General features: G+C 46.3%; 15 protein-coding genes. 11 read left to right on the forward strand and 4 right to left on the reverse strand.

Annotated features, from left to right (window positions below):
• Nucleotides 1-217: 217 nt before the first annotated feature.
• From HMPREF9140_RS01150 to HMPREF9140_RS01195, 11 genes are all read left to right on the forward strand, one after another.
• A complete protein-coding gene (locus HMPREF9140_RS01150; RefSeq protein ID WP_006951165.1) occupies nt 218-418 on the forward strand; it encodes a hypothetical protein in 201 nt (66 codons plus the stop codon).
• Nucleotides 419-452: 34 nt separating this feature from the next.
• Nucleotides 453-1,919, forward strand: a complete 1,467-nt coding sequence (locus HMPREF9140_RS01155; RefSeq protein WP_006951166.1) for a hypothetical protein — start codon at nt 453-455, stop codon at nt 1,917-1,919.
• A gap of 387 nt (nt 1,920-2,306) precedes the next feature.
• On the forward strand, nt 2,307-3,395 hold the full coding sequence (locus HMPREF9140_RS01160) for a DUF6261 family protein (RefSeq protein ID WP_006951167.1): 1,089 nt from the start codon (nt 2,307-2,309) through the stop codon (nt 3,393-3,395).
• Between the two features lie 844 nt (nt 3,396-4,239).
• Nucleotides 4,240-4,884 (forward strand): HAD family hydrolase, encoded by a 645-nt coding sequence (locus tag HMPREF9140_RS01165; protein ID WP_006951169.1) that lies wholly within the window; start codon nt 4,240-4,242, stop codon nt 4,882-4,884.
• 4 nt (nt 4,885-4,888) lie between these two features.
• The gene (locus tag HMPREF9140_RS01170) at nt 4,889-7,195 is read left to right on the forward strand and encodes a glycoside hydrolase family 2 TIM barrel-domain containing protein (RefSeq protein ID WP_006951170.1); all 2,307 of its coding nucleotides are present in this window, start codon (nt 4,889-4,891) and stop codon (nt 7,193-7,195) included.
• Nucleotides 7,196-7,961: 766 nt separating this feature from the next.
• On the forward strand, nt 7,962-8,933 hold the full coding sequence (locus HMPREF9140_RS01175) for a hypothetical protein (RefSeq protein WP_006951171.1): 972 nt from the start codon (nt 7,962-7,964) through the stop codon (nt 8,931-8,933).
• Nucleotides 8,934-9,219: 286 nt separating this feature from the next.
• Nucleotides 9,220-9,348, forward strand: coding sequence for a hypothetical protein (locus tag HMPREF9140_RS10875; RefSeq protein WP_262502414.1), 129 nt, complete (start codon nt 9,220-9,222; stop codon nt 9,346-9,348).
• 200 nt (nt 9,349-9,548) lie between these two features.
• The gene (locus HMPREF9140_RS01180) at nt 9,549-14,012 is read left to right on the forward strand and encodes a choice-of-anchor J domain-containing protein (RefSeq protein WP_006951172.1); all 4,464 of its coding nucleotides are present in this window, start codon (nt 9,549-9,551) and stop codon (nt 14,010-14,012) included.
• 274 nt (nt 14,013-14,286) lie between these two features.
• Nucleotides 14,287-14,508 carry a hypothetical protein gene (locus tag HMPREF9140_RS01185; RefSeq protein WP_018572060.1) on the forward strand — a complete coding sequence of 74 codons (222 nt, stop codon included), beginning with the start codon at nt 14,287-14,289 and terminating at the stop codon, nt 14,506-14,508.
• A complete protein-coding gene (locus HMPREF9140_RS01190) occupies nt 14,492-16,036 on the forward strand; it encodes a RapZ C-terminal domain-containing protein (protein ID WP_006951174.1) in 1,545 nt (514 codons plus the stop codon). The genes HMPREF9140_RS01185 and HMPREF9140_RS01190 overlap by 17 nt, the downstream gene beginning before the upstream one ends.
• Nucleotides 16,037-16,044: 8 nt before the next feature.
• On the forward strand, nt 16,045-16,599 hold the full coding sequence (locus tag HMPREF9140_RS01195; RefSeq protein ID WP_006951175.1) for a UpxY family transcription antiterminator: 555 nt from the start codon (nt 16,045-16,047) through the stop codon (nt 16,597-16,599).
• 21 nt (nt 16,600-16,620) lie between these two features.
• On the opposite strand, the gene HMPREF9140_RS01200 is transcribed toward HMPREF9140_RS01195, so the two are convergent.
• From HMPREF9140_RS01200 to HMPREF9140_RS01215, 4 genes are all read right to left on the reverse strand, one after another.
• Nucleotides 16,621-18,957 carry a TonB-dependent receptor gene (locus HMPREF9140_RS01200; protein ID WP_006951176.1) on the reverse strand — a complete coding sequence of 779 codons (2,337 nt, stop codon included), beginning with the start codon at nt 18,955-18,957 and terminating at the stop codon, nt 16,621-16,623.
• Nucleotides 18,958-19,136: 179 nt separating this feature from the next.
• Nucleotides 19,137-20,201 carry a DUF6261 family protein gene (locus tag HMPREF9140_RS01205; protein WP_006951177.1) on the reverse strand — a complete coding sequence of 355 codons (1,065 nt, stop codon included), beginning with the start codon at nt 20,199-20,201 and terminating at the stop codon, nt 19,137-19,139.
• 322 nt (nt 20,202-20,523) lie between these two features.
• Complete coding sequence (locus tag HMPREF9140_RS01210) at nt 20,524-21,930, reverse strand: hypothetical protein (RefSeq protein ID WP_006951178.1); 1,407 nt, start codon at nt 21,928-21,930, stop codon at nt 20,524-20,526.
• Nucleotides 21,931-21,964: 34 nt separating this feature from the next.
• Nucleotides 21,965-22,174, reverse strand: coding sequence for a hypothetical protein (locus tag HMPREF9140_RS01215; RefSeq protein ID WP_006951179.1), 210 nt, complete (start codon nt 22,172-22,174; stop codon nt 21,965-21,967).
• Nucleotides 22,175-22,383 lie beyond the last annotated feature (209 nt).

Here is a 22,383-nt window from a genome sequence, read left to right on the forward strand (position 1 = left end):
CACACACACACACACACACACACACACACACACACACACACACACACACACAGGCCAGACCTATTAATTAGCTTTTTCATACGCGCGCGCGAAGCGTGTCGCAAATCCAGTATACACGGGGATTCCGAGAGGTTTCTCCGTGCCTTTTTTCGTGCCCTTTTGCGAGCCGTGTAAGAACAAAATAAAGAAGAATATTCACTCAAAAAATAATCGAAATATGAATCTAAAAAGAAATTATGTACACCCTGCTATCGAGGTTGTCCACTCAGCCCTCGACAGCCAATTAATGCAGACATCATTCCCAAACAATGGCGGACACAAAAAGTCGGATGACGATGGACAAGACATTAATGATGCCAAACAAGGATTTTTCTACGAAAACGATGAAGAAAACTCCTCATACTTATGGGAACTTTAGAAACAAAGAGTTTAATAACTAAACAGAACGAAAGATGAAAATAAACACATTATTCTCGATATCTCTTACGATGCTGTTATTCTTTACCGGATGTGCGAGCGATACCCCCAACAACGAACCTATAAAACCTCAGGAACCCGATACAAAGGGCCTCACTGCATTCGTAGAAGAAGATAATAATTCGAAGACTCGCACAACGGGCGATTATGACGGGTCAGGCATAAATTTTTATTGGACAGAAGGTGATCGACTTTGGGTAAACAACGTTACACTGATACAAGACAAGAAGAATACCATCAGTAAAGATCTCGTAAATCACCCAACAATACCCACAGCCGTAAAAAGGGCTGCAACAGCAATGTTCTATTTCGAGGGCTCCTTCACCGCTCCCTCCTATCCCGTTCGCTATACTGGTAAGGGCAGCACTGTAGGCGACAAGGTAACCTTCAAGCCTACGCAGAGGCAACTCGTAGCCAATGACGCCAGCCATATTGGCGAATGCGGCGACTGCGGCGTAGCCACAGCTACCAAGTCGGCAGGAAGCGGCAAATACAATTTCACTATCGAACACAAAGCATCGTATCTCACCCTGTTACCCTATTCGACAATTTACTTTGCTACTACTGTAAAGATAACGCAGATAAAGATTACTACCGACGAGGCTCTGTCAGGTCAATTCGATTTTGATGACAACGGCATCGACCTTGGCTCGCGTCCCACACCCACGCCTGCCAACCGCAGTATCACACTCACGTTGGCCGGAGGTGGCACAAATGGCTTTACTCTCCCCGTGACAGTAACCCCTAAAACGAATGCTGCTGTTATGGTGCTGCCTCCCGGAACCTATCACAACGTAAAGATAGAATACACCATATACGATCAAAATACTGGTGTTGGCACTACTCTCAAAAAAGAATACGCAATGCTTACTTTCCACCCAGGGCAGAACAAAAAGGTATCTACCGATTTAAAACAAATGAAAGTCTTTGTCACACCGATGGGGGGATATAATGGGCAAGGGCCTAACACAAATGAAACTATGTGGTATATGCATAGGGGCAATCCGCACATGGATATTACCATGGTTTATGCAGCTCGGCGCTATAATGGTTACCCGGCAAATATTTGTTTAGGAGGTATATGGATAAAAAAGAAAGCCTATATCGCAGGATTTAGAGGTGATGTAGCTCCTGATGGAACTAATTATATTACATCCGGAGGTTGGGCTAGTCCAGATTATAGCGACGTAAACGATTACGAAATCACTATTCCTTTTGGAAATCCGCAAGATGATTCTTACCTCTTCCTTCCATCTGTATACGCTGATGGTGGTACAGCGCTAAAGAGTGGAAATGGCAGTATCCGCTATTGGATGTCAACCTCCTTTCAGAGGGGAGGATTTAAGGGGCAGGTCTTTGCTTCCGACCGAGCCCCTCATAATTTAGGAATAGGCAACAATTATAGTGATGTTGTAATGGCATATTGGCCATGGCCCCGTTAACAAAGATTTGCTCTAACACGAAAGAAGAAAAATCGTGTTAGCAGTGTTTCCCCTTAGGGGGAAGAGCAGAAAATTGAAAAATCTGTGCTTCCCCCACGAGGGAAATCTAAAAAATAGCCTTGGCAGCGTTTCCCCCTAGAGCGAAATACAGAAAATCAAAAAAACAGAGCTTCGCTCTGGCGCGAAACAGTGAAAAACAAAAAATATAGTCTTCGCGCTAGCGCGAAAGCTCGAAAATCAGAAAAATAGAGCTTCGCTCCGGAGCGAAGCACCGAAAATTGAAAAAACATCTCTTCGCTCCGGAGCGAAAACTCAAAAATCAAAAAAGTAACATTTCGCGCCAGAGCGAAGCATCGAAATACATTTCATCTTTAACATTTAAGTATTATGGAAATAAAACAGCTTCACAAAGGACACCTCCAAAACATGGAGCACCTCAACTTCGCCGAACACGTGTTGATAATGAACAAGGAGGCGAATATCGACAAAATCAAACCACTTCTTCCACCACTCGAAAAGGCTATCAAAGACGAGGAAGAAGCACTAAATCAGCCCACAAAACTCGAGGGAACACGAGAACTTATCGCGCTCGACGAGGAACGCGACCGCGCTTATCGAGCCATGCAATTCATGCTCAATTCGAAACTGCTCGACGCCGATAAAGACACGGCCAAGGCGGCGCAGGATATTCAGGACGTGCTCGACCGCTACCCGGGTTTGGCCGCCGCGAACTACACAAAAGAAAGTTCGCTAATCGACAATCTCGTGGCCGACCTCAAAACACCCGACGCGATGGCCGCCATGGGGCTTACCGGACTGACGGCCGCCATGGGACGGCTCGAGCAGGCCAACCTCGCCTTCGCCACCGAATTTCGCGCCCGATACAAGAAAGTCATCCCAGTAGGAACGTTCAACATAAAAGCCCTTCGCACGGCGGTCGACAAGGCCCTCAACGCCGTAGTTCGCCGCATGGAATCGCTGGCCGACCTCGAGCCCGAAACACCCAAACTGGCCGCGCTGATAACGGAATACAACGCCGTAATCGACGGTCGGAAGTTCATGCTCGCCCAGCGCAAAGGCACCAACAAATCGGCCCACGAACGCGACATGGACAAATACGCCGCCCTTATCGAGCCCCTATTCGCCGAACTGGAAAAAGAACGCGGCCTCTCGAGCGGTGCCCTCTCATTCGCCCGCGAGTTCCGCGGAACCGGCAAGAAGCGCGCGTATCTATTGAACGTCGCCGGCAAGAGCCCCATCTGGGTCGTAATCTCTAAAGGCAAACTCGTCGTCGTTCCCGAACCGAGCGGAAAATCCACCGGCTCCGGCTCTAAACATGGCGGCGGGAATGGTTCAGGCTCTGGATCTGGTGGAAATGGCTCCGGCGGTAATGGTGGAAATAAACCCGGTGGAGGAACCGGCGGCGGAACCCCCAAACCCGGACGCGAAGAAGACCCCGGAGAAGATAAGGTATAAGGGAGGGCGATTCTCCTTTTTCTTATCGCTAGAGAAATCTTCCCCTTCTCTATTCCCGTGTCAGGGAGCTTCTCACCCCTGTATTTAGGAAACAAAGAAAATATCGTTTATATAATCATTAAGACCTGCATCCGTCGTGACGACGCGTGCAGGTCGACCGTTTTATATATACATGTGTTCGGTTTAAGAGAAATTATCCTGCCCTTGTCGGGTGGGGTGGACAGACGTATCAGCATGGGTATCGGACAGACACGGGGTCTGTCCCTACCATGCGGGCTGGTGCCCGAGTCCCATAACATTTCTCCTACCTGTTCCGTCTGGGCTTTTATGCCAATTCGGGCGGAACGCCCGCAGGTGTAGGGACAGACCCCGTGTCTGTCCGATACCCATGCCAATTCGGTCTACCGACCGCATAACAATATTTCGCGCCTTCTTTGTGGTTTGGTATTTATTATGCCGTCCTTGTCGGACGGGGTATCGGACAGCAAATCACCCCTCGGGGTCTGTCCCTACATGCGGGCTGGTGCCCGAATTGGCATCTATTCCATTCTATTTATATACGTATCCTCTTCTATTTACATTAGGGAGTTGTATCATAGACATACTGGAGAAATTGAATTGTCATCGTGATGATGATTCAATTTCTCGGTTTAGAAAACAATGAGAGTACGTATGTAGATACACGTGGACTCGTATGTAATCGCTCGGGGATAGGAGAGTGTATAATGAATTTATACGTATGTGAGAAAATTTTCGCGCGCACGTGTGCTATTTCCAGAGTGTTCTATCTAGGCTATTATTTGCTACTTTTGCCGACTACCGAATTAAGGTTAAAAGATTATTTATGAAGGATTTCAACACTTATATTTTCGACCTCGACGGAACGCTGCTCAACACGCTGAACGATTTGGCAGCGAGTACGAATCATGCACTTCGTATGTCTGGAATGCCAGAAAGAACGGTGGAGCAGGTTCGAATGTTCGTCGGAAATGGGGTACATAAACTCATCGAACGGGCAGTGCCCGAGGGAACTAATCGCGAACAAATAGAGGCGGTTTACGACGAGTTCAGAAAATATTATATGCTTCACGGATTGGACTCAACGAACCCCTACGACGGAGTTCCCGAAATGCTTGCCGAACTCAAACAGAGAGGAAAGAAAATGGCCATCGTGAGCAACAAATTCTATGCGGCCACGCAGGAACTTGCACATCATTTCTTCGGCGGAATCATAGACGTTGCCATCGGCGAGCGCGACACAATCAGAAAGAAACCAGCACCCGATACCGTATTCGAGGCTCTGCGCATGCTCGAGGTCGAGCACGAAGGAGCTGTTTATGTGGGCGATAGCGACGTGGATATTCTCACGGCCCTAAACGCCGGCTTGCCGTGTATTAGCGTACTTTGGGGATTTCGCGACCGCGATTTTCTGCTGGCCAACGGGGCAACGACATTGGTAGAAACCCCATTGGATATAATAACTCAATAGACTTATGAAACAGTTCATCATCATTCTTCTTTCGGTATTGGCCACGGTTGCCAATGCTCAGCGCGAAACGATTCTTTTGAATGCCGGATGGCGATTTGCCTTGGGCAATGCGGCCTCGATACAAAAGGATTTCGGGCATGGAACCGAATATTTCACCTATCTCTCGAAGGCTGCGTCGGCAAATCAGAACACCGGTCCGGCGTTTGAAAAGTTCAACGACGACGGTTGGCAGATGGTTGATTTACCGCACGACTGGGTTGTTGATTTGGGATATTCGTCCTCGGCCAGTCATTCGCACGGCTACAAGAAGGTTGGCTGGCGCTATCCGGAGTATTCTGTCGGTTGGTACAGGCGACATTTCTTTGTTCCGAAAGCTGATGAGGGGCGCGATATCCGTGTGCGATTCGACGGGATATTCCGCAACGCACAGGTGTTCTGCAACGGATTTTTTCTCGGCACAGAGCCGTCGGGTTATGAGCCGCAGACCTATGAAATTGGGCCTTATCTGAACTACGGCGCCGATAATGTGCTCACCGTGCGTGCCGATGCTTCAACCGAAGAGGGATGGTATTACGAGGGCGCGGGAATCTATCGCAATGTGTGGCTCGTGAAAACCGGGCAGGTTCGATTTACCGACAATTCGCTCGTTGTGAATCAGCGATTCGCCGACGGGAAAGTTATTCTTAGCGCAAGAATAGCCGATAATTCCGATAATCTAACTCATCGTCACACGCTCCTTGATGCCGCAGGTCAGATAGTCGGAACGTTTACCGACACGAGTGAATTCACCGTTAATAATCCCAGACTTTGGTCGGCTGGCGAACCATATCTCTACACGCTGAAATCAGAACTCATCGCCCACGACGGTCGGACGCTCGACCGACTGGAAACGCGTGTCGGATTGCGACAGATTGAATTTAATCCCATTAAAGGATTCCTCGTCAACGGCCGGGCCGACAAGCTGCGCGGGGTGAATCTGCACCTCGACCATGCCGGTACTGGCACGGGCGTTCCTAACGAGCTTTGGGTTTATAGGCTGCAAAAGCTCAAGGAAATCGGTGTCAACGCCATTCGCTGTTCGCACAATCCTGCTACGCCTGCTATGCTCGATGTCTGTGACTCGATGGGCTTTTATGTTATCGACGAAAACCGACTCATGGGTACGAACGATTATCATCTCAACCTACTGAGAAGCATGATAGAGCGCGACCGTAACCATCCGTCGGTTATTCTTTGGAGTATCGGAAACGAGGAGTGGCAAATAGAAAGTGGCGAGCGAGGCGAGAAAATTGCCCGTCGGATGGTTGATTTCGCACGCTCCATAGACTCAACCCGTCTGACAACCTACGGAAACTCGGGCGGCTACGGTATCGTGAAGCAAACTCCAATTCACGGCTACAATTACATTGTGCAGAACGACGTGGAAAACCGTCGTCGCAGTCATCCTGACTGGTTCGTCATCGGCACGGAAGAAACCAGCGGGGCAGGAACTCGAAACGTATATGAAACCGACAGCGCCCGAGGCCACATGGCCGCTATAAATTATATCGGAGAAGAACGTTCAGCCGGCGAGAAGAACGTCATTGAACGCGGATGGAAATTCTATCGCGACAACTCATTCGCGGGCGGATTATTCTATTGGACAGGCTTCGATTATCGCGGCGAACCTAATCCGATGGTGTGGCCATCAACCGGCTCCGAGTTCGGGTTGCTCGACTATTGCGGATTCCCAAAGGACGAGGCTTTCTACCTTAAGGCCGCATGGACAGCCGAGCCCGTGCTGCACATCTTTCCGCATTGGAATATGCCCGAACGCACGGGACAGCCGATAGAGGTGTGGGCCTATTCGAACATGGACGAGGTGGAACTTTTTCAAGACGGCAAATCGCTCGGCCGAAAAGCCATGCCGAAAGACGGACATCTTGTTTGGCAAACCGTTTATCGGCCCGGTCGTTTACGTGCGGTGGGATATAAAAATAAACGCAAAACCATCGTTGAACGAGTCGAAACAACCGGCCCAGCCGAACACATCGCAATACAAGAAACACGCATCGGCAATCTAACTGTCTACAACCTTTCGATGCGCGACAAGCAAAATCGCGAGGTGCCCACCGATTGTAGCCCCATCTCCATCTCGCTCACCGACAACGCAACCATTCTCGGCTGGGGCAATGGCGACCCGGCTTTCAAACTGTCCGAACGTCCCGCCTCGCAAACCAAACGAACCATGATAATCCAAAGTTTTATGGGTAAAGCCCAAGTTCTCGTATTGGGTAACGGCAGTTTGAAAGCTGAAATAAACCGTAATTAAGTTGGCATCAACTTAAATCCAACCACCGTCCTCCTTATTTTTATAACGGGCGCCACCTGTCTTGGCAATTCCCACAATAAATTAATTTAGGAACGGTCGGGCAAATGGTAACCCCGGAATAAATTATTTTGGGACAAAACCATCCGCGTGGCCCCAAAATAAATTATGACGGCACTTGTATAAGATTAGCATTCTTAAATTAATCTATTCCCACGCCCTGACTTCCCGGTCGCTATATTTTTAATGTTAAAATAAATCCTAACCAGTCATAGCCTTATTGTAATATATCTAGATAGCATGAAGTAATCTTTATGCGCCGTTTTCCTATTATTTTTCTAGCTATAGCAAATATTTTGTTGACGTGAGTTTCATTATTAGGGGGAATTTATTTTCAAAATAATTTAAGCAATCATTAGGAAATATGAAAAACATCGCCTATATTAGCGAACGTTATCTTATAACAGTGAGTATTATTCCTTTTATTGTCTTATAAAAAATAGAAATATGAAAAAATAAAAATATGATTTTAGGGGAGCCGCGGTCGCGATAGCAACTACTTCCTAAACGGGAAATCCGGTAATAGAAACTTAGAACTCTATAATCCTTTGGAATAAGATTTATAAGTTTAGAATTTATGATGAGATACTCCCTTTATTTTTCAAGCAGATCATTTGAAATGATATTCCCTTGAAAATATCTTTATTAACGATATAATATCGTATAAATAAAAAATATCACTCCAGAACAACTTATTTAAATAACAAGTATGAAAAAATTAGTTTTAGTAGCATTAGCTACATTGTTAGTATTTGTACTCTCTTCTTGTAATAATGATAGAGAAGAAGTAAAACAAGTAAACCCGGTTTCTGTTGATAGATTTAGTATTTTACAACAACAAGAAGACTCTCTTGTAGCAGCCTATTTTGGAAATACGGTAGTGACAAGGAAGGGTGATAACCCCGGGAAAAATCCTCTAAAATTATCTTTTTTTGAATGGTGTAAAGTTGTAGTTGCCGATGTCGCAGGAGGAGTAAAGGGTTCAAACACTACAGGTGAAACAATATTAGGCAGTGCTATCGTAGCCTCTATACAAAAGTATGTGGAAATTGTAGAGCAACATATCGCTACTGCAAATTTAAATGAGATCGGTACACGTGATATAAAGAAGATAAAGGCTTATAATGATACCTATCTAATAAATTCATCAAAAGATGGTCAAGATTTAGTGCGAAGCATGAGTATAAAATACTTTGATGATAAGGACTCAGTAGGACTCTATCATAATATGTCTATAATTGATATATTCACTTTAGAGTCAAAGGTTGCTTTCTGGAGAAATTATAATGATCGTTATGTTTGTAATCTGGCAAGAAATGAGGTGTTTTATCATACTGGATTAAATATTCCTCAACAACTTCAGTCAACAAAAGAGTTATATGCCTTCTGTAATTATCAATATGATAGTAAAACAAAAACTTTAGTACATGTTGGCAATAGAGCTACAATTAGTAATATAGCCAATAAAGATCTTATATTGAAGTATTTAGAAGGTATATGGGAAGCTGGAAATGATAATAGTGTAAAATCAGTTTTTACAGAAAAATTTGTAAAAATAATCAATGACTATCCTATTCCAGAGAATAAGAAAATAGAAATAAAACAAGATCTAAGTATAGCTTTTGCCAGTGCTACATTGTGGAATCCTGATTTCTTCAAAGGTAACTATGTCATAAAATAGATGGAGGAAGTATCAACAAATGAGTCAATCCATTGAACTATGTATCATAATTGTCAAGTAGGATGATTCTTGTAATCTTTCTTAGAGAACCTTTAGTTATATATAAGGGATAAGAAATGATTGTTGTCTAATTTAGCCGCAATCCTAAATGGATTGCGGCTTTTTCTTTATATCGGGTTAACCGACAACGGTTCTCTCATAGTTGGAAAGCCCTATATTCTGCCATATCACAATAGCTTTAAGAATGCTGGCTTAGAAGGTAACAAGTCTAAATGTTAAAGCCGAAGTGATAGTACAAGGCGATCTTGATGTCGACAATAACATGGCCAATGCAACCATCGCCCTTGAAAAGGCAAATGTTGCATATCATTATGCAATATGGTATTATGTATTGAAATATGATGGTATAAATTGAGCCTTGTGTGCCGTTAATTAGTTGTTTTCACAGTGGTATTGTATGTTTGGTAGACATAAATCTAGTATTCTAGAAAAAAATATTCTCAAGATCCCTTAAGCAATCATTAGGAGATATGAAAAATATCGCCTATATTAGCGAACGTTATCTTATAACAGTGAGTATTATTCCTTTTATTGTTAAATCAACCTTTTCAAAGTATGAAAACAAAGGCTTACTTATTGGGAAGCATCGTTGCGATAGCAACAGCTTTACCAGCATCGGCGCAAATCAGGCCGATGACTCCGATTCCTTTTATGGCGGAAAAACTTCTGCCAGGTCAGAAAAGCTCAACTCCAAAAATTGATGTTGAGAAAGAATACCCGCTACTGAAAGGGAAATTCTGCGATCAGACTATCAGCCCATTCTCCGAGCAACCTGTAACTGTGATGAGAGTAAATCGCAAGACTACCCCGCTGATGATTAATCAGAACTTAACGATTTTGGGAAATGTTATTTCGAAAAACTTGACAGGAATATATGCTTTTAATCCGACGCCAACCATTAATCTTACAGAACTTGTATCCTATAATAAGGGATTTTTCAATGGTGGATGTGGTATAGTTGGCGACGAATTGCATGGTATCTATTATGACGCTAGCTTAGCCGGCTGGGGACTTATTTGGGTTTATCATTATGCATTCGACATTTATACATGGGATTTAACTGTCGAACAGAAGTTACTACAGAACTCAAATTCTTTAGTTGCCTTAGAAACTGCCTGCGACCCAACAACGGGTAAAATTTTCGGTGAGTTTTTCACGGCAGATTTTCAAGGCATGGAATGGGGTGAAATCGACTATGCTACGCTTACCCGTACCACAATAGCACCTGCCCAGCATACTTATGTTGCGCTAGGTATAACCAGTGACGGACGCGCCTTCGGGGTTGCAGACGATGGGAATCTCTATCAGATTGACCGCACCACAGGCACTGAAACTCTGAAAGGTTCAACCAAATTGCAAATCAAAAATGATAAGGGAAGCTATTATTTCCAGAGCGGAGAAATTGATCCGAAAACCGATGAATTCTATTGGGCAACTACGGATGTCGACGGAATTTCAGCTCTCTACACGATTGATCTTAACGATGCTCATCTCACGGAAGTTAGTTCATTCGAAAATTTGACGAATATTGTCGGAATGACTATTCCTAAGGATAAGGCTGTGGATAATGCCCCCGATGTTGCGAATAATATTAATCTGACGTTCGTAAATGAACAAAAAACTGGTACGGTTTCTTTCCAGGCCCCGAGTAAAACCTTTGGTGGTGCACCTCTGACCGGTGATCTCAAATACAGCATAACAGCAAATGGTAAAGAGATTGCTAAATACCAGCATACGTTACCGGGCGCTATAGTCAATGCCCCTGCAACAGTGGATGAAGATGGAATGTATGTGTTCACAATAATAATAACAAACGATGCAGGCGATGGTCCGAAGGTTAAGGTGAAGAAATACATCGGCTACGACACACCAAAACCGGTCACCGACATAACCTTGGATATCGATAAAGCAACAAGAGAGACTAAACTCACATGGACAGCTCCAACAGAAGGTATTCATGCTGGCTATATCGGAAATCTTACATATGACGTCTATCGAATAAAGAACTCCGACACAACGCTGGTTGCAAATAACATTACACAAACCAACTTCAGCGAAACTCTTTCGCAAGCAAAATTGGCCAGCTACACTTATGCCGTTTGTGCAGTGAATACAACGAAGAAGAGTAAGTGGGCATCAAGCGATAATAAGCTCTTCGGTGACATCCTAGAACCTCCATACTTCGATAACTTCGAGGATAAAGGCACTTCATTAATTTATAAAATCATTGACAATAACGGCGATAAGTCAACATGGAAATGGGTCGACAACGAAAATAAGAGTAGGGCATTCGCCTATAGATTCAACGGGAAAAACACTGCTGACGATTGGCTAATCACTCCGGCATTCAAACTCAAAGGCGGTAAAACCTATAACATCGAATTCAAGGCAAGTAGCACTAGCTCTTACTATGCAGAGCGTCTCGAAGTGAAATATGGAAAAAGTGCAACCGTTGAAGGCATGTCTGAAGAAGTGATGCATGAAACCGAAATCTCCGAAGGAAAATATCAAGAATTCGAAAGACAAATCACTCCAGTAACCGACGGTGAATATTACATCGGCTTCCATGCTGTTTCAGATCCGAACAAATTTTATCTATATCTTGACGACATAAGTATTGAGTTGGCAGCTGATCCCGCAGCTCCGGCAGCCGTAACCGACCTAAAAGCTACGCCAGATCCAACCGGCGCTTTAAAATCGACCATCACATTTAAAGCTCCCGACAAGACTAGTAACGGCAGTGCATTAGCAAACATAAGCAAGATTGAAGTCAAGTCGGGTAACCGTCTCGTTAAGGATATAACAGCCCCCGCACTGGGTTCGATCCAAACTGTTACTGATGATAATGCCTTAGCTGGTTATAATGTCTATTCTGTCATAGCCTATAACGATAAGGGCAATGGCTTGAAGGAAAAAACAAAGGTTTATGTTGGTGTGGATATTCCAAATACTCCTGAAACGAAAACAATAGACAATACTACATCAGCAAAAATAACTTGGAACAATGTGACGGGACAGCATGACGGAGTTCTACTTCTAGGCCAACTTACATACAATATATACCAAGTGACTTCTGATAATAAACTAGGGGAGAAACTGGGCTCTGTTTCTGGTAATACAACCGAATATACTGTCACAGGATTAAATAATAATGACGGTAAACAAGGCTATGCGAAATGGGCTGTGAATGCTGAAAACTCTGCCGGAGCCAGCCAATTTGCAGTAGCTTCCCTAATAGTTGGAAAGCCCTATGTTCTGCCATATCACAACAGCTTCAAGGATGCCGGCGTAGAGGGTAAATTTGTTGCTTTGGAAGCCTCGAGTCAGAGTACTGTGTGGGGTATCAGCAAACAAGTATCTGTTGACGATGATGGTGGTTCGCTTATCTTCCACCCCAAAGAAGAAGGCCATTCAAGCATTATCCCTGGAAAGCTAAGCTTTAAAGGTGCGATAAGTCCAAAGCTAATTTTTGATTATCAAGGCGAGGCTGCAGCTCCTGGTAAACTCGAAATACTAATTCGTCATAAAGACGGAACATTTGATCCAGCTGTTTGGACACACGATTTCACCAACGAGCCGAATCCCGGAGAGTGGAATAATGTGGTTGTGAATCTTCCTGCATCGCTTGCAAACGAAGACTATGTATTCTTGTATATCAAAGCAATATCAAGCGGCGACATGAGCAGCGCTCCAATTTATGTGGATAACATCAACATCGCTGATCCGTTGCAGAAAGATGCCGACATAGAACTAACAGCGCCGGATAATTTGAAGAAAGGCCAGATGGCTAACCTCAAACTCAAAGTGACCGGTCGCGGACTCGATAAGGTGGAGAACGCAAAGGTTAAGGTTAGCGTGAACAATAAGATTGTACACGAATCTGCCATCAGCCAGGAAATTGGTTATGCCAAGAGTATTGAGATTCCTGTAACCTATAGAACTACCACTCTCGATCAGGCAACAAGTCTCAATGTCAAGGCTGAAGTAATAATGCAAGGTGATCTTGACCCTGACAACAATGTAGCCAATGCAACCATCGCCCTTGAAAAGGCAAATGTTGCAGCTCCGACTGATTTGAAGAATACTGGAAACCATAAACCTAACGTTGAACTAACGTGGAAAGCTCCTGCTTCGACACAGGAGACTGTAAATGACGACTTTGAAGAATATGAAGCATGGGGACTCGACTTTGGTAGATGGACAACCGTAGATGCCGACCAAGGAAAGGCAGGCAGCATAACGCAACAAGGTAGCTATCAGCATCAGGGTGAAGAGTTCGCATTCATTAACTGGAAACCATCAGATATGTTCCAAGCTGGTCAAGGTCTAGACCCACACTCTGGCGACAAAGCTGCAGTAGCAATCTATCAGGTTGAAGGTCAGAGTTTCGTCGATGCCGATAACTGGCTCATCAGTCCGGAGCTCTCAGGTAAGGAGCAAACTGTGAGATTCTGGGTGAACAATGTTAAGGGTAAAGATTTTGGAACAGAATCATTTGAAGTAATGACTTCGTCGACCGGTAACGCCACGAGCGACTTCCAGAAGATTGGCGATACTTACACTCAGAGCACTGGCACATGGACCGAAATCAGCGTTAAGGTTCCACAAGGCACCCGCTATTTTGCCATTCACCATATCACTTTAGGTGCTCAAGCATTCATCTTCATGATAGATGATGCAACTTTCGAGGCAAGTTCTGGAGCTAGTAGTTTCAACATCTATCGCGACAATGAATTCAAGATTAACACCACCGAGCTCACGTTTATTGATAACTCGGCCGACGCCGGAACAAGTAATCACACTTACAGCGTCACGGCAGTTTATTTTGACGGTTCAGAATCAGATCCTATTACGATTAGCGTAGCCAGTCTGATAGACGCTTTGCAGGCCGACGGTCAGTCATCCTTCACGGTTTACACTCTAGATGGCAAGCTCGTTCTGGATAAAGCCCGCAGTCTGAAGTCACTCCAGAAGGGCGTCTACATCATCAACGGCAAGAAGACGACAATAATAAAGTAGCCCCTTTGTTTTCATTTCGCCTCCAATAATTGGGACGCGAAGAATCCTAACTCTCTGTACAGCCGCAACCCACCTATGGGTTGCGGCTTTTTGAATTGCATTCGAGTGCGAGAAATACAATAGTATTTTTCGTCACAGATTCGCCAGCAACCGATAGCACAATGCCAATTCGGCCGATAGGCGGCATGTAGTGACAGACCCCGTGTCTGTCCGATAAATGCTGACGTTCTTGCCCTGGAAATCGAGTTTCGGCATGAAATACTACCTTTGTTGCATGAAAATCAAAATAAGCTGGAAAGAATTTTTATTGTTTTTCGTTGTGATTTCACTTCTCTACTACATCACAAGCTCGTTTTGGATAACAGCTGGAATATTGGTAGTGTTATTACTCATAGACGGACTTCTGCGAGAATACGAAAGACGAAAAAGAGGCGAGAAACAATCCGAAGAAATCATTAAACGACTAAAAGACGACGATAATGAAGAAACTACTTGAGTTATACAGCTCATGGCGAGGCAAGTCGCCTTTAAACATTGAAAGATTGGAAGGTGCGGGAAGCAATCGTGCTTATTATCGTATAGTAGACAAGGATGGGCAGTCGGTCATCGGAGTTGTTGGGACAAGTCGCGACGAGAACCACGCCTTTGTCTATCTGGCCAACCATTTTGCCCAACGCCAACTGCCTGTGCCCAGAGTCTTAGCCGTGTCTGCCGATGAAACGTGCTATCTGCAAACCGACCTCGGAAATACGTCGCTCTTCGACGCCATAAGAGGCGGGCGTGAAGCCGGTGGAAGATATAACCTCAAAGAACAGCAATTGCTTCGGAGGACAATACGCGAATTGCCCAACATACAACTCAGAGGGGCACGCGGACTGGATTTCTCAAATTGCTACCCGCAACCCGAGTTCGACACTGAAAGTGTGCTATACGATCTAAACTACTTCAAATATTGTTTCCTCAAAGCAACTGAAATCGATTTTCACGAGCCTAAACTCGAAGCCAATTTCCGATTATTCGCAAAAGATCTCACGGCCGAACGGATGGATTCGTTCCTATACCGCGATTTCCAGGCCCGAAACATAATGCTCGACTCAAACGGCTCGCCGCACTTTATCGATTTTCAGGGCGGACGGCGCGGCCCGTTCTACTACGATTTAGCGTCGTTCCTCTGGCAAGCCAGCGCAAAATATTCTTTCAAACTAAGGCGCGAACTGGTGTTCGAATACTATAACAGTTTGAAAAACTACACCGAAGTACCGTCTAAGCATCACTTCGTTGAACGTCTGTCGCTCTTCGTACTGTTTCGCACGCTGCAAGTGCTCGGAGCCTATGGATTCAGGGGTTACTTCGAGCGTAAACGGTACTTCATCGATTCAATTCCGCCGGCAATTCAGAATCTGCGCGACCTCTTGGAGTTGCCAGCCGAAACGTTCCCTTATCCGTATCTCACCGACCTTCTACACCAGATTACTCTCCTGCCGCAATTCGCACAGATAGAAGAACCGGCCGCCAACAGAACCGACGGATTCCGAACTACACAGCACGACATATACACAGCTCATCCGCTCGACGGCCCGGCAACATTCTCGAAATACGATGGGCGTGGTCCGCTACGAGTGCGAGTATTCAGTTTCTCCTATCGCAAAGGATTGCCCGAAGATACATCGGGCAACGGAGGAGGTTATGTGTTCGACTGCCGAAGCACACACAATCCCGGGCGATACGAGCCATATAAAAAGATTACCGGATTAGACGAAGCCGTAATAAGGTTCCTCGAAGACGACGGCGAGATTCTTGAATTTCTCAAACCCGTTTATCAGCTTGCCAATCATCATGTGGAGCGTTATCTTCAGCGCGGGTTCACCGACCTGATGTTCTCTTTCGGATGCACCGGCGGTCAGCATCGGTCGGTCTACAGCGCACAGCATCTCGCCGAGCATCTCAACCGGAAATACGGTGTTGAAGTCATTATAAATCATCGCGAGCAAGGAATAACTCAAACCTTGCCTGCAACCCGATAATCAACAACATGGATAACGACGAAAACCTAATTGTCGACGACGGGCACCCTTGGCTCGCCATAAGCCTCTACACAAAAAAACAACTCGAAATAGAGGCTTATTTCAAAAACTATGGGCTTGAAACGTTTATTCCTCGGCAATATCAACACGTCGAAGGGGCCGACGGCAGGCCGCAGCGTGTGCTCCGTCCGGTGGTTCACAATCTGCTGTTCGTAAAGCAAACCCTGGCTGAAACTGAGATGAAAAACATCGTCAAATCATCCGACCACAAGATGCGAGTGCTCACGCAAGCCTCGTTGCCGAATAAATACTATCTCATTCCGCACAACCAAATGTATGAGTTTCGCCTCATGTGCAATCCTGAAATAACCATGCGAAAATTTCTCTCTACGGAAGAGGCTCGTTTGAAAGTCGGCGACGAAGTTTACGTGAAATTCGGTCCGCTCAAAGGTCTCACCGGTAGACTAGTGCGTTCGAGCAAGAAATATTATCTGCTAAAAGAAATCCCGGGAATAAGTGTTATGCTAAAAGTGTCGCGTTGGTGTTGTGTTCCGCAGTCTTGATTAGTAGAAATAACACCTGCGTCAATAAGCGAGCTTCACTCCCACGAAGAACGAGCGTGGTTGCGATGGGCCGTAGATGTAAGCCGAGTCGCGATTCCATCCGCGGTCGATGTCTTTTTGGTAAGCGTCGGTTATGTTTTGAATACCGCCGTTTATCTGCATTCTGATTTGGCGATAGGGTTTGAAGTCGTAGGATAATTTGAGATTAACCGTGAGAAAATCGGGTACATTGACAGCCACGGGCGAGGTTATGCCTGAGCCGGCCGCATGGCCAACGAGCATCCTACCGGTATAATTACCCGACACCGAGGCGGCGAAATTGCGGAAAGGCGTGAGCGTGGCAGTGAAATAGCCGTAGACGTCGGGGGTGCGTAGGAATCGGCGTTCGGCCGGTGCGTTCTCGTCCCATTCCACAGGGTCGGCGTATCGGCTTTTCTGCATGGTGAGTCCGGCCTGAATTTGCATGAGTTCGGCAAACACAGCCTTGCCCTCGATGTTAGCCCCATAGACCAGAGCGCGATAGGCGTTGTAGCGTTCCATTATTCCTATTCCGTTCGGGTCGGGCTGGTCGAGTTTGCGCGTTGCGAACACGTTGTCGAGCCGAGTAAAGAATCCTTCAACTAGAATATTCAATTGAGTTCGTCCGATGGTTCGGTAAGCGTCGGCCGACAGGCTCACACTATTCGAGCGTTCTTCGCGCAGGTTAGGTGCGAGTCGTGTACGAATACGTTCGCCTCCGGCCAGGGTAGTGTGCAGGTCTTCGTCGAAGGTTTGCGGCGCCCGGAATCCGCCGGCATAGGTTAGTCGAAGGTTTATATCGGGCGTGGGATTGTATCGCAGGTTTGCGCGCGGACTGAATATTAGCCTTTTTATGAGATTGTGCTTGTCGAATCGTCCGCCCAGGAGCAAGCTCCATTTCTCGTTTTTCCATTCATTTTGAAAGAACACGCTTCCGATGCGCACCTTTTGGTTAGTTTCGAGATTGTAGCCCAGCGAGTGGTCGTCGAGCGCATCGTGCGAGTATTCGGCTCCCAGGGTGAGGTCGGCCGGCATAAAGAGCAGTCGACCGAATGTGTGAACAAGCTGTGCTCCGCCTATTACATTGAGGTCGTGCGTTGTGCTATAAGCCTTCATTGCGTCGGCCACGCTGGCCGGTGAGCCGTCGGCCGTTCCGCCGTAGTAGCTTTTACGGTCAACATTTTCGAACGAGGCATATGCCGACAGGTGCGTGCGTCCCTCGGATGCGAAGAGGTCGTAGGCTATGTTACCGCCGTTTATATCGTGGTCGAGCTGTTCGGCAATGTTCGCCTCGTGTGCCGGCAAGTCGAGCCGATTGCCTCCGCGCCTGAATTCGCTTTGGGTGTGATAATGCAGGGTTAGCTTTGAGTAGGTAGACAGGCGCAGAAAAGCACTCAGTCCGATTGTTTTGTTGATGAGTTTCGGCAGGTCGGTGAAGCTATCGCCATCGCGGTCGTATCCGTCGCGATGCCTGCTGTGACCGTAGACCGAGAATCCGGCCTTATTGCCTGGCGACACAACCGATGCATTCACGGTTGTGTTGTTATCCTGGGCATTTTTCCCGAGGGTATTTAGCGAGTGCGAGGCGTCTATCGAGTTGCCTGCCGGTTCTTTGGTTATGATGTTTATGGTGCCGCCGATTGCCGACGAGCCGAAAAGTGCCGAGCCGTCGCCGCGCACCACCTCGACGCGTTCAATCATGTTTGCGGGAATCTGCTCGAGCCCGTAAACTCCCTGAAGAGCCGAGAAAACGGGGCGTGAGTCGATTAGAATTTGTGAATAATGCCCGTCGAGCCCGTTTATTCGAACCTGCGAGAATCCGCAGTTCTGACAGTTATCTTCCGTACGAACACCGGGTTGGAAATTGAGTCCTTGCGCGAGGCACATGGAGTGCGTGAGGTTGAACAACCGCGTGTCGACAACGCTAACCAGCGTAGGTGCATTGCGACGTAGCGAAAGATTCCGGTTAGACGAAACCACAACCTCGTCGAGTGCAATTTCGTCGCGTTCGAGCGCAAAGTCGGCAGTCAGTATTTCGCCGGCCGAAGAGCTTATTTGTCGCCTTTCGGTTCTATATCCTGTTGCTCTCACCACGAGGGTCAGTTCGCCTGTAGGCAGATTTTCTATTTTATATTTTCCTGCGGCGTCGGTTTCGCACATCAGCATTGTGCCCGCAACGGCCACGTTGATGTGTGCGAGCGCCTCGCCGTTGCGGCTGTCGATAATTGTTCCCGACACCACCGTCCCGGTAGGCGTGTCGGCCATGAGGGATGTGGCAACGCAGAGCATCAAAATCGTAAACAAGGTTTTGAGGGGTGTTTTTCGTAAGATTTTTTTCATCGATTTGTTGTGTTATGTTTTGTGGGACAAAGATATTCTGTCGCCTGTCGGACTACAATACTTATTTCATGTGATTTTCCTTATCCCCATATTTCGGGATAAGAAAAACCTGCACGCATCATCTCGACGCATGCAGGTCTATTTCTCATGATTGATATATATAAACGGAATAATAAGTTCTATACTTTATCTTCTCCGGGGTCTTCTTCTCGTCCGGGTTTGGGGGAGCCGCCGCCGGGTTTATTTCCGCCGGAGCCATTTCCACCGGAGCCGGAGCTTGAACCATTCCCGCCGCCATGTTTTGCTCCGCTGCCGGTTGATTTTCCGCTCGGTTCGGGAACGACGACGAGTTTGCCTTTAGAGATTACGACCCAGATGGGGCTCTTGCCGGCGACATTCAGTAGATACGCGCGCTTACGGCCTGTTCCGCGGAACTCGCGGGCGAACGAGAGGGCACCGCTCGAGAGGCCGCGTTCTCGCTCCAGTTCGGCGAAGAGGGGCTCGAGCTGGGCGGCGTATTTGTCCATGTTGCGCTCGTGGGCCGATTTGTTAGACGATTTGCGATCGGCCAGAACGTTTTGGCGATACTCAACGAGGAAGTTGTACTGCTTAACCAATTTTTCGATCGGCGGGGTCGGGTCGAGGTCAATTAGTGCGGTTATTCGCGTAAGAACGGCGTCGAGGGCCTTGTCTACAGCGTAGCGCAGTGCGCGAACATCGAATTTTCCCGATGCTTCGCTCACCTGAACGCGGTTGTGGAACACGGCGTCGAAAGCCTTGTTGGCGTTGTCGAGGCGCGTAACGGCCGGCATGGCGTTCAAACGGGCCAGCATGGCGGGCATATCGTCCTCTTTGGTGTCGGCAATGAGATTTTTAATCATGCCGGTTTCCGTGTCGTAGTCGGCCTTTGCGGTGTTCGGGTAGCGCGACATGACTTCGCGGAGCCTTTTGGCGGCTTTGACGGTTTCCTCGTCGTCGGAGTTGAGATGCATTCCAACGAGCATTTTCAGGGCGTAATAGGCTTTGTCTCGTGCGTCGTCGAGCTTCACGAGGTCTTCGGTTCCGAACAGAACTTTCGACTGGTTGAGTGCCTCGTCTTCGGCTGCGATTGCGTCACTAAGCGGTTTAAGCACCGCGGTTAATTTCTCGACGTTCGCCTCTTTGCAGAGCTGCAACACTCTTTCGGCGAATTGAAAGTGCTCCACGTGGCGGAGCTGATGGAAATAGAATTTCTTAAGTGTCATGATTTAAATAATTAGTTAAAAATAATTTGGGAGGGGCTCTCTTATTTTTGTTTGTGTGTTCCCAATTTTGGGACGGGGTGATTTTTTCTTCGGCAACGCTTCCCAATTTTGGGAAAAGGTCTTTTTATCTCTGGCGAGGTTTCCCAAAATTGGGAAGCGTCTATTTTTTCTCGTTTGCGTCTTCCCAAAATTGGGACGACTCTTTTTTTTCTATTTTGAGGCTTCCCAAAGTTGGGACGAGATGATTTTTTCTCCAGCGCCATTTCCCAAAGTTGGGAAGCCTTCTTTTTATTCTATTTTGAGATTATTGGTGTTGAGGATATTATTGTACAATCCACCATGGCATCAGCATTTGATAAATATTGTTGCCTACACCTACTGATGTTGCGCTAAATGCCCAAACATATGCTGTATTACCTCCTCTGTTGGTACTTGTCCAATAGCGTCCGGCACCTCCTATTCCTCCTCCAACATAACCATAGCCTAAAGCAGGCATAAAGAAGAATCTATTCGTGAGTGCCAAATTCGGGTGTCCGTTAGTAGAATAAGGAGCAATCTCATACTGTGGATTGTTAAGAGCAGTCCTATCGACTCCCCCATAATGGCTTGCATTAAAGCCTGAGATTTGGCTTCTCTTTAAGAACCACATTCCACCGGTATATAGATGTCCGTTGGCTTCCCAGAGCGTTTTGCTATCCCAGGTGGGGTATCCTTGCAGAAAATACCAGTAGCATTCGTTTACATTGGGGCAACCATTTGCAGGAGAACTCCATTCACGGAAGGTATTAGTATTATATGCACCATAGTTTTTTACCTGTAAATCAGCAGAAACTTTTTTATTCTTTCCTGCTGCGAGGTTAACTCCAGTGTATCGCTTAAAGATGATACCTGTCATATTGGTAGCGTTACTGTGGATATGATATTCAACGTCAATCCTGCTATAGTTTCCCGGTGGCAATACAATGATGCTTGCGTTCTTTGTAGGGTCGGGACTTGTGGGAATTTCAAAATTATTGAGTTTGAGATAAATGCTCATAGTGGAGGAGTTGGCTACAGGACGAGAACTAAGTACGACGCCGTTGTCGTTAAAGTTGAACTGACCGGCGATAGCTTGGTCGGCGGTAATCTGTATTGCGGTAAGCACTCCCTCGCGTACAGATTCTTGCGTAGAATAAGGAATAAAGGTGAGATAAGAGGCCTTATGATTGAGCGTAAAATGATAACGCCCCTCTACCCTTTGGGCAAGGCCAGTACCACAGTCGCCACTTGCATGAAGATGGGATGCATCATTGGGGATAGGCTGGTTTTGCACTGCAGAAAAGTTTACTTTATCTCCGGTACCGAGTAATCCGGTATAGTGCACATAATAGCTGTTAGCGGCATACGTTCCGTCGAAATAAAACTTAGCCGTAGCAGCTCTTTTAACACCGGTCGGAATATTAGGGTTGGGGACAAGCAAGTCGGCGATATTATTCTTTACATCTTTCCTCAAAGTACCATTGTTTACCCAAAGATGGTCGTCAGCTGTCCAATAGAAGTTGATGCCCGAACCGTCATATTCACCCGTAGTACGGGTTTGTGGCTTATTATCCTCGACTACAAAGGCTGTTAGACCATCTGTATCGGGATTTTTGGGTTTCGTTATTCTGTCTGTTGTTTCGTCGCTCGTACATCCTGTAAATAAGAGCAGAGCGGCAATAGAAATCAGAGATAATGCATTTGTTTTCATCTTAATCTTCTTTTCAGTTATAAACTCTTTGTCATTAAAGTTCCCATGTGTGTGAGGTTTTATCTTCTTCTTCGTCGTATTCGAAAAGATCTTGTTTGGCGTTAAGATCTCCATCGTCACCGGCTTTATTATGGCCTCCGTCATTGGGGAATGAGGTCTGCATTAATTGACCTTCGAGGTTTGTATGGAAAACCTTGATAGAAGGGCATACATACGTTTGTTTTCTGAATCCTTTTCTATTCATATTTATATCATTTTTGAGTAAAAAATCTCCGTTAAATCCATCTTGTGCGGCTACTGAAAGGGCACGAAAAAAGGCACGGAGAAACCTCTCGGAATCCCCGTGTATGCTGGGTTTACGACACGCCTCGCGCGCGCGTATGAAAAAGCTAATTAATAGGTCTGGCCTGTGTGTGTGTGTGTGTGTGTGTGTGTGTGTGTGTGTGTGTGTGT

Origin of the sequence: Prevotella micans F0438, assembly GCF_000243035.1 — a bacterium.
Taxonomy (GTDB): Bacteria; Bacteroidota; Bacteroidia; order Bacteroidales; family Bacteroidaceae; genus Prevotella; species Prevotella micans.

What these genes read in the sequence shown, in the direction of transcription:
- HMPREF9140_RS01150 (WP_006951165.1), top strand. Translation starts at nt 218, where the DNA reads ATGAATCTAAAAAGAAATTATGTACACCCTGCTATCGAGGTTGTCCAC.
- HMPREF9140_RS01155 (WP_006951166.1), top strand. Translation starts at nt 453, where the DNA reads ATGAAAATAAACACATTATTCTCGATATCTCTTACGATGCTGTTATTC.
- HMPREF9140_RS01160 (WP_006951167.1), top strand. Translation starts at nt 2,307, where the DNA reads ATGGAAATAAAACAGCTTCACAAAGGACACCTCCAAAACATGGAGCAC.
- HMPREF9140_RS01165 (WP_006951169.1), top strand. Translation starts at nt 4,240, where the DNA reads ATGAAGGATTTCAACACTTATATTTTCGACCTCGACGGAACGCTGCTC.
- HMPREF9140_RS01170 (WP_006951170.1), top strand. Translation starts at nt 4,889, where the DNA reads ATGAAACAGTTCATCATCATTCTTCTTTCGGTATTGGCCACGGTTGCC.
- HMPREF9140_RS01175 (WP_006951171.1), top strand. Translation starts at nt 7,962, where the DNA reads ATGAAAAAATTAGTTTTAGTAGCATTAGCTACATTGTTAGTATTTGTA.
- HMPREF9140_RS01180 (WP_006951172.1), top strand. Translation starts at nt 9,549, where the DNA reads ATGAAAACAAAGGCTTACTTATTGGGAAGCATCGTTGCGATAGCAACA.
- HMPREF9140_RS01185 (WP_018572060.1), top strand. Translation starts at nt 14,287, where the DNA reads ATGAAAATCAAAATAAGCTGGAAAGAATTTTTATTGTTTTTCGTTGTG.
- HMPREF9140_RS01190 (WP_006951174.1), top strand. Translation starts at nt 14,492, where the DNA reads ATGAAGAAACTACTTGAGTTATACAGCTCATGGCGAGGCAAGTCGCCT.
- HMPREF9140_RS01195 (WP_006951175.1), top strand. Translation starts at nt 16,045, where the DNA reads ATGGATAACGACGAAAACCTAATTGTCGACGACGGGCACCCTTGGCTC.
- HMPREF9140_RS01200 (WP_006951176.1), bottom strand. Translation starts at nt 18,957, where the DNA reads ATGAAAAAAATCTTACGAAAAACACCCCTCAAAACCTTGTTTACGATT.
- HMPREF9140_RS01205 (WP_006951177.1), bottom strand. Translation starts at nt 20,201, where the DNA reads ATGACACTTAAGAAATTCTATTTCCATCAGCTCCGCCACGTGGAGCAC.
- HMPREF9140_RS01210 (WP_006951178.1), bottom strand. Translation starts at nt 21,930, where the DNA reads ATGAAAACAAATGCATTATCTCTGATTTCTATTGCCGCTCTGCTCTTA.
- HMPREF9140_RS01215 (WP_006951179.1), bottom strand. Translation starts at nt 22,174, where the DNA reads ATGAATAGAAAAGGATTCAGAAAACAAACGTATGTATGCCCTTCTATC.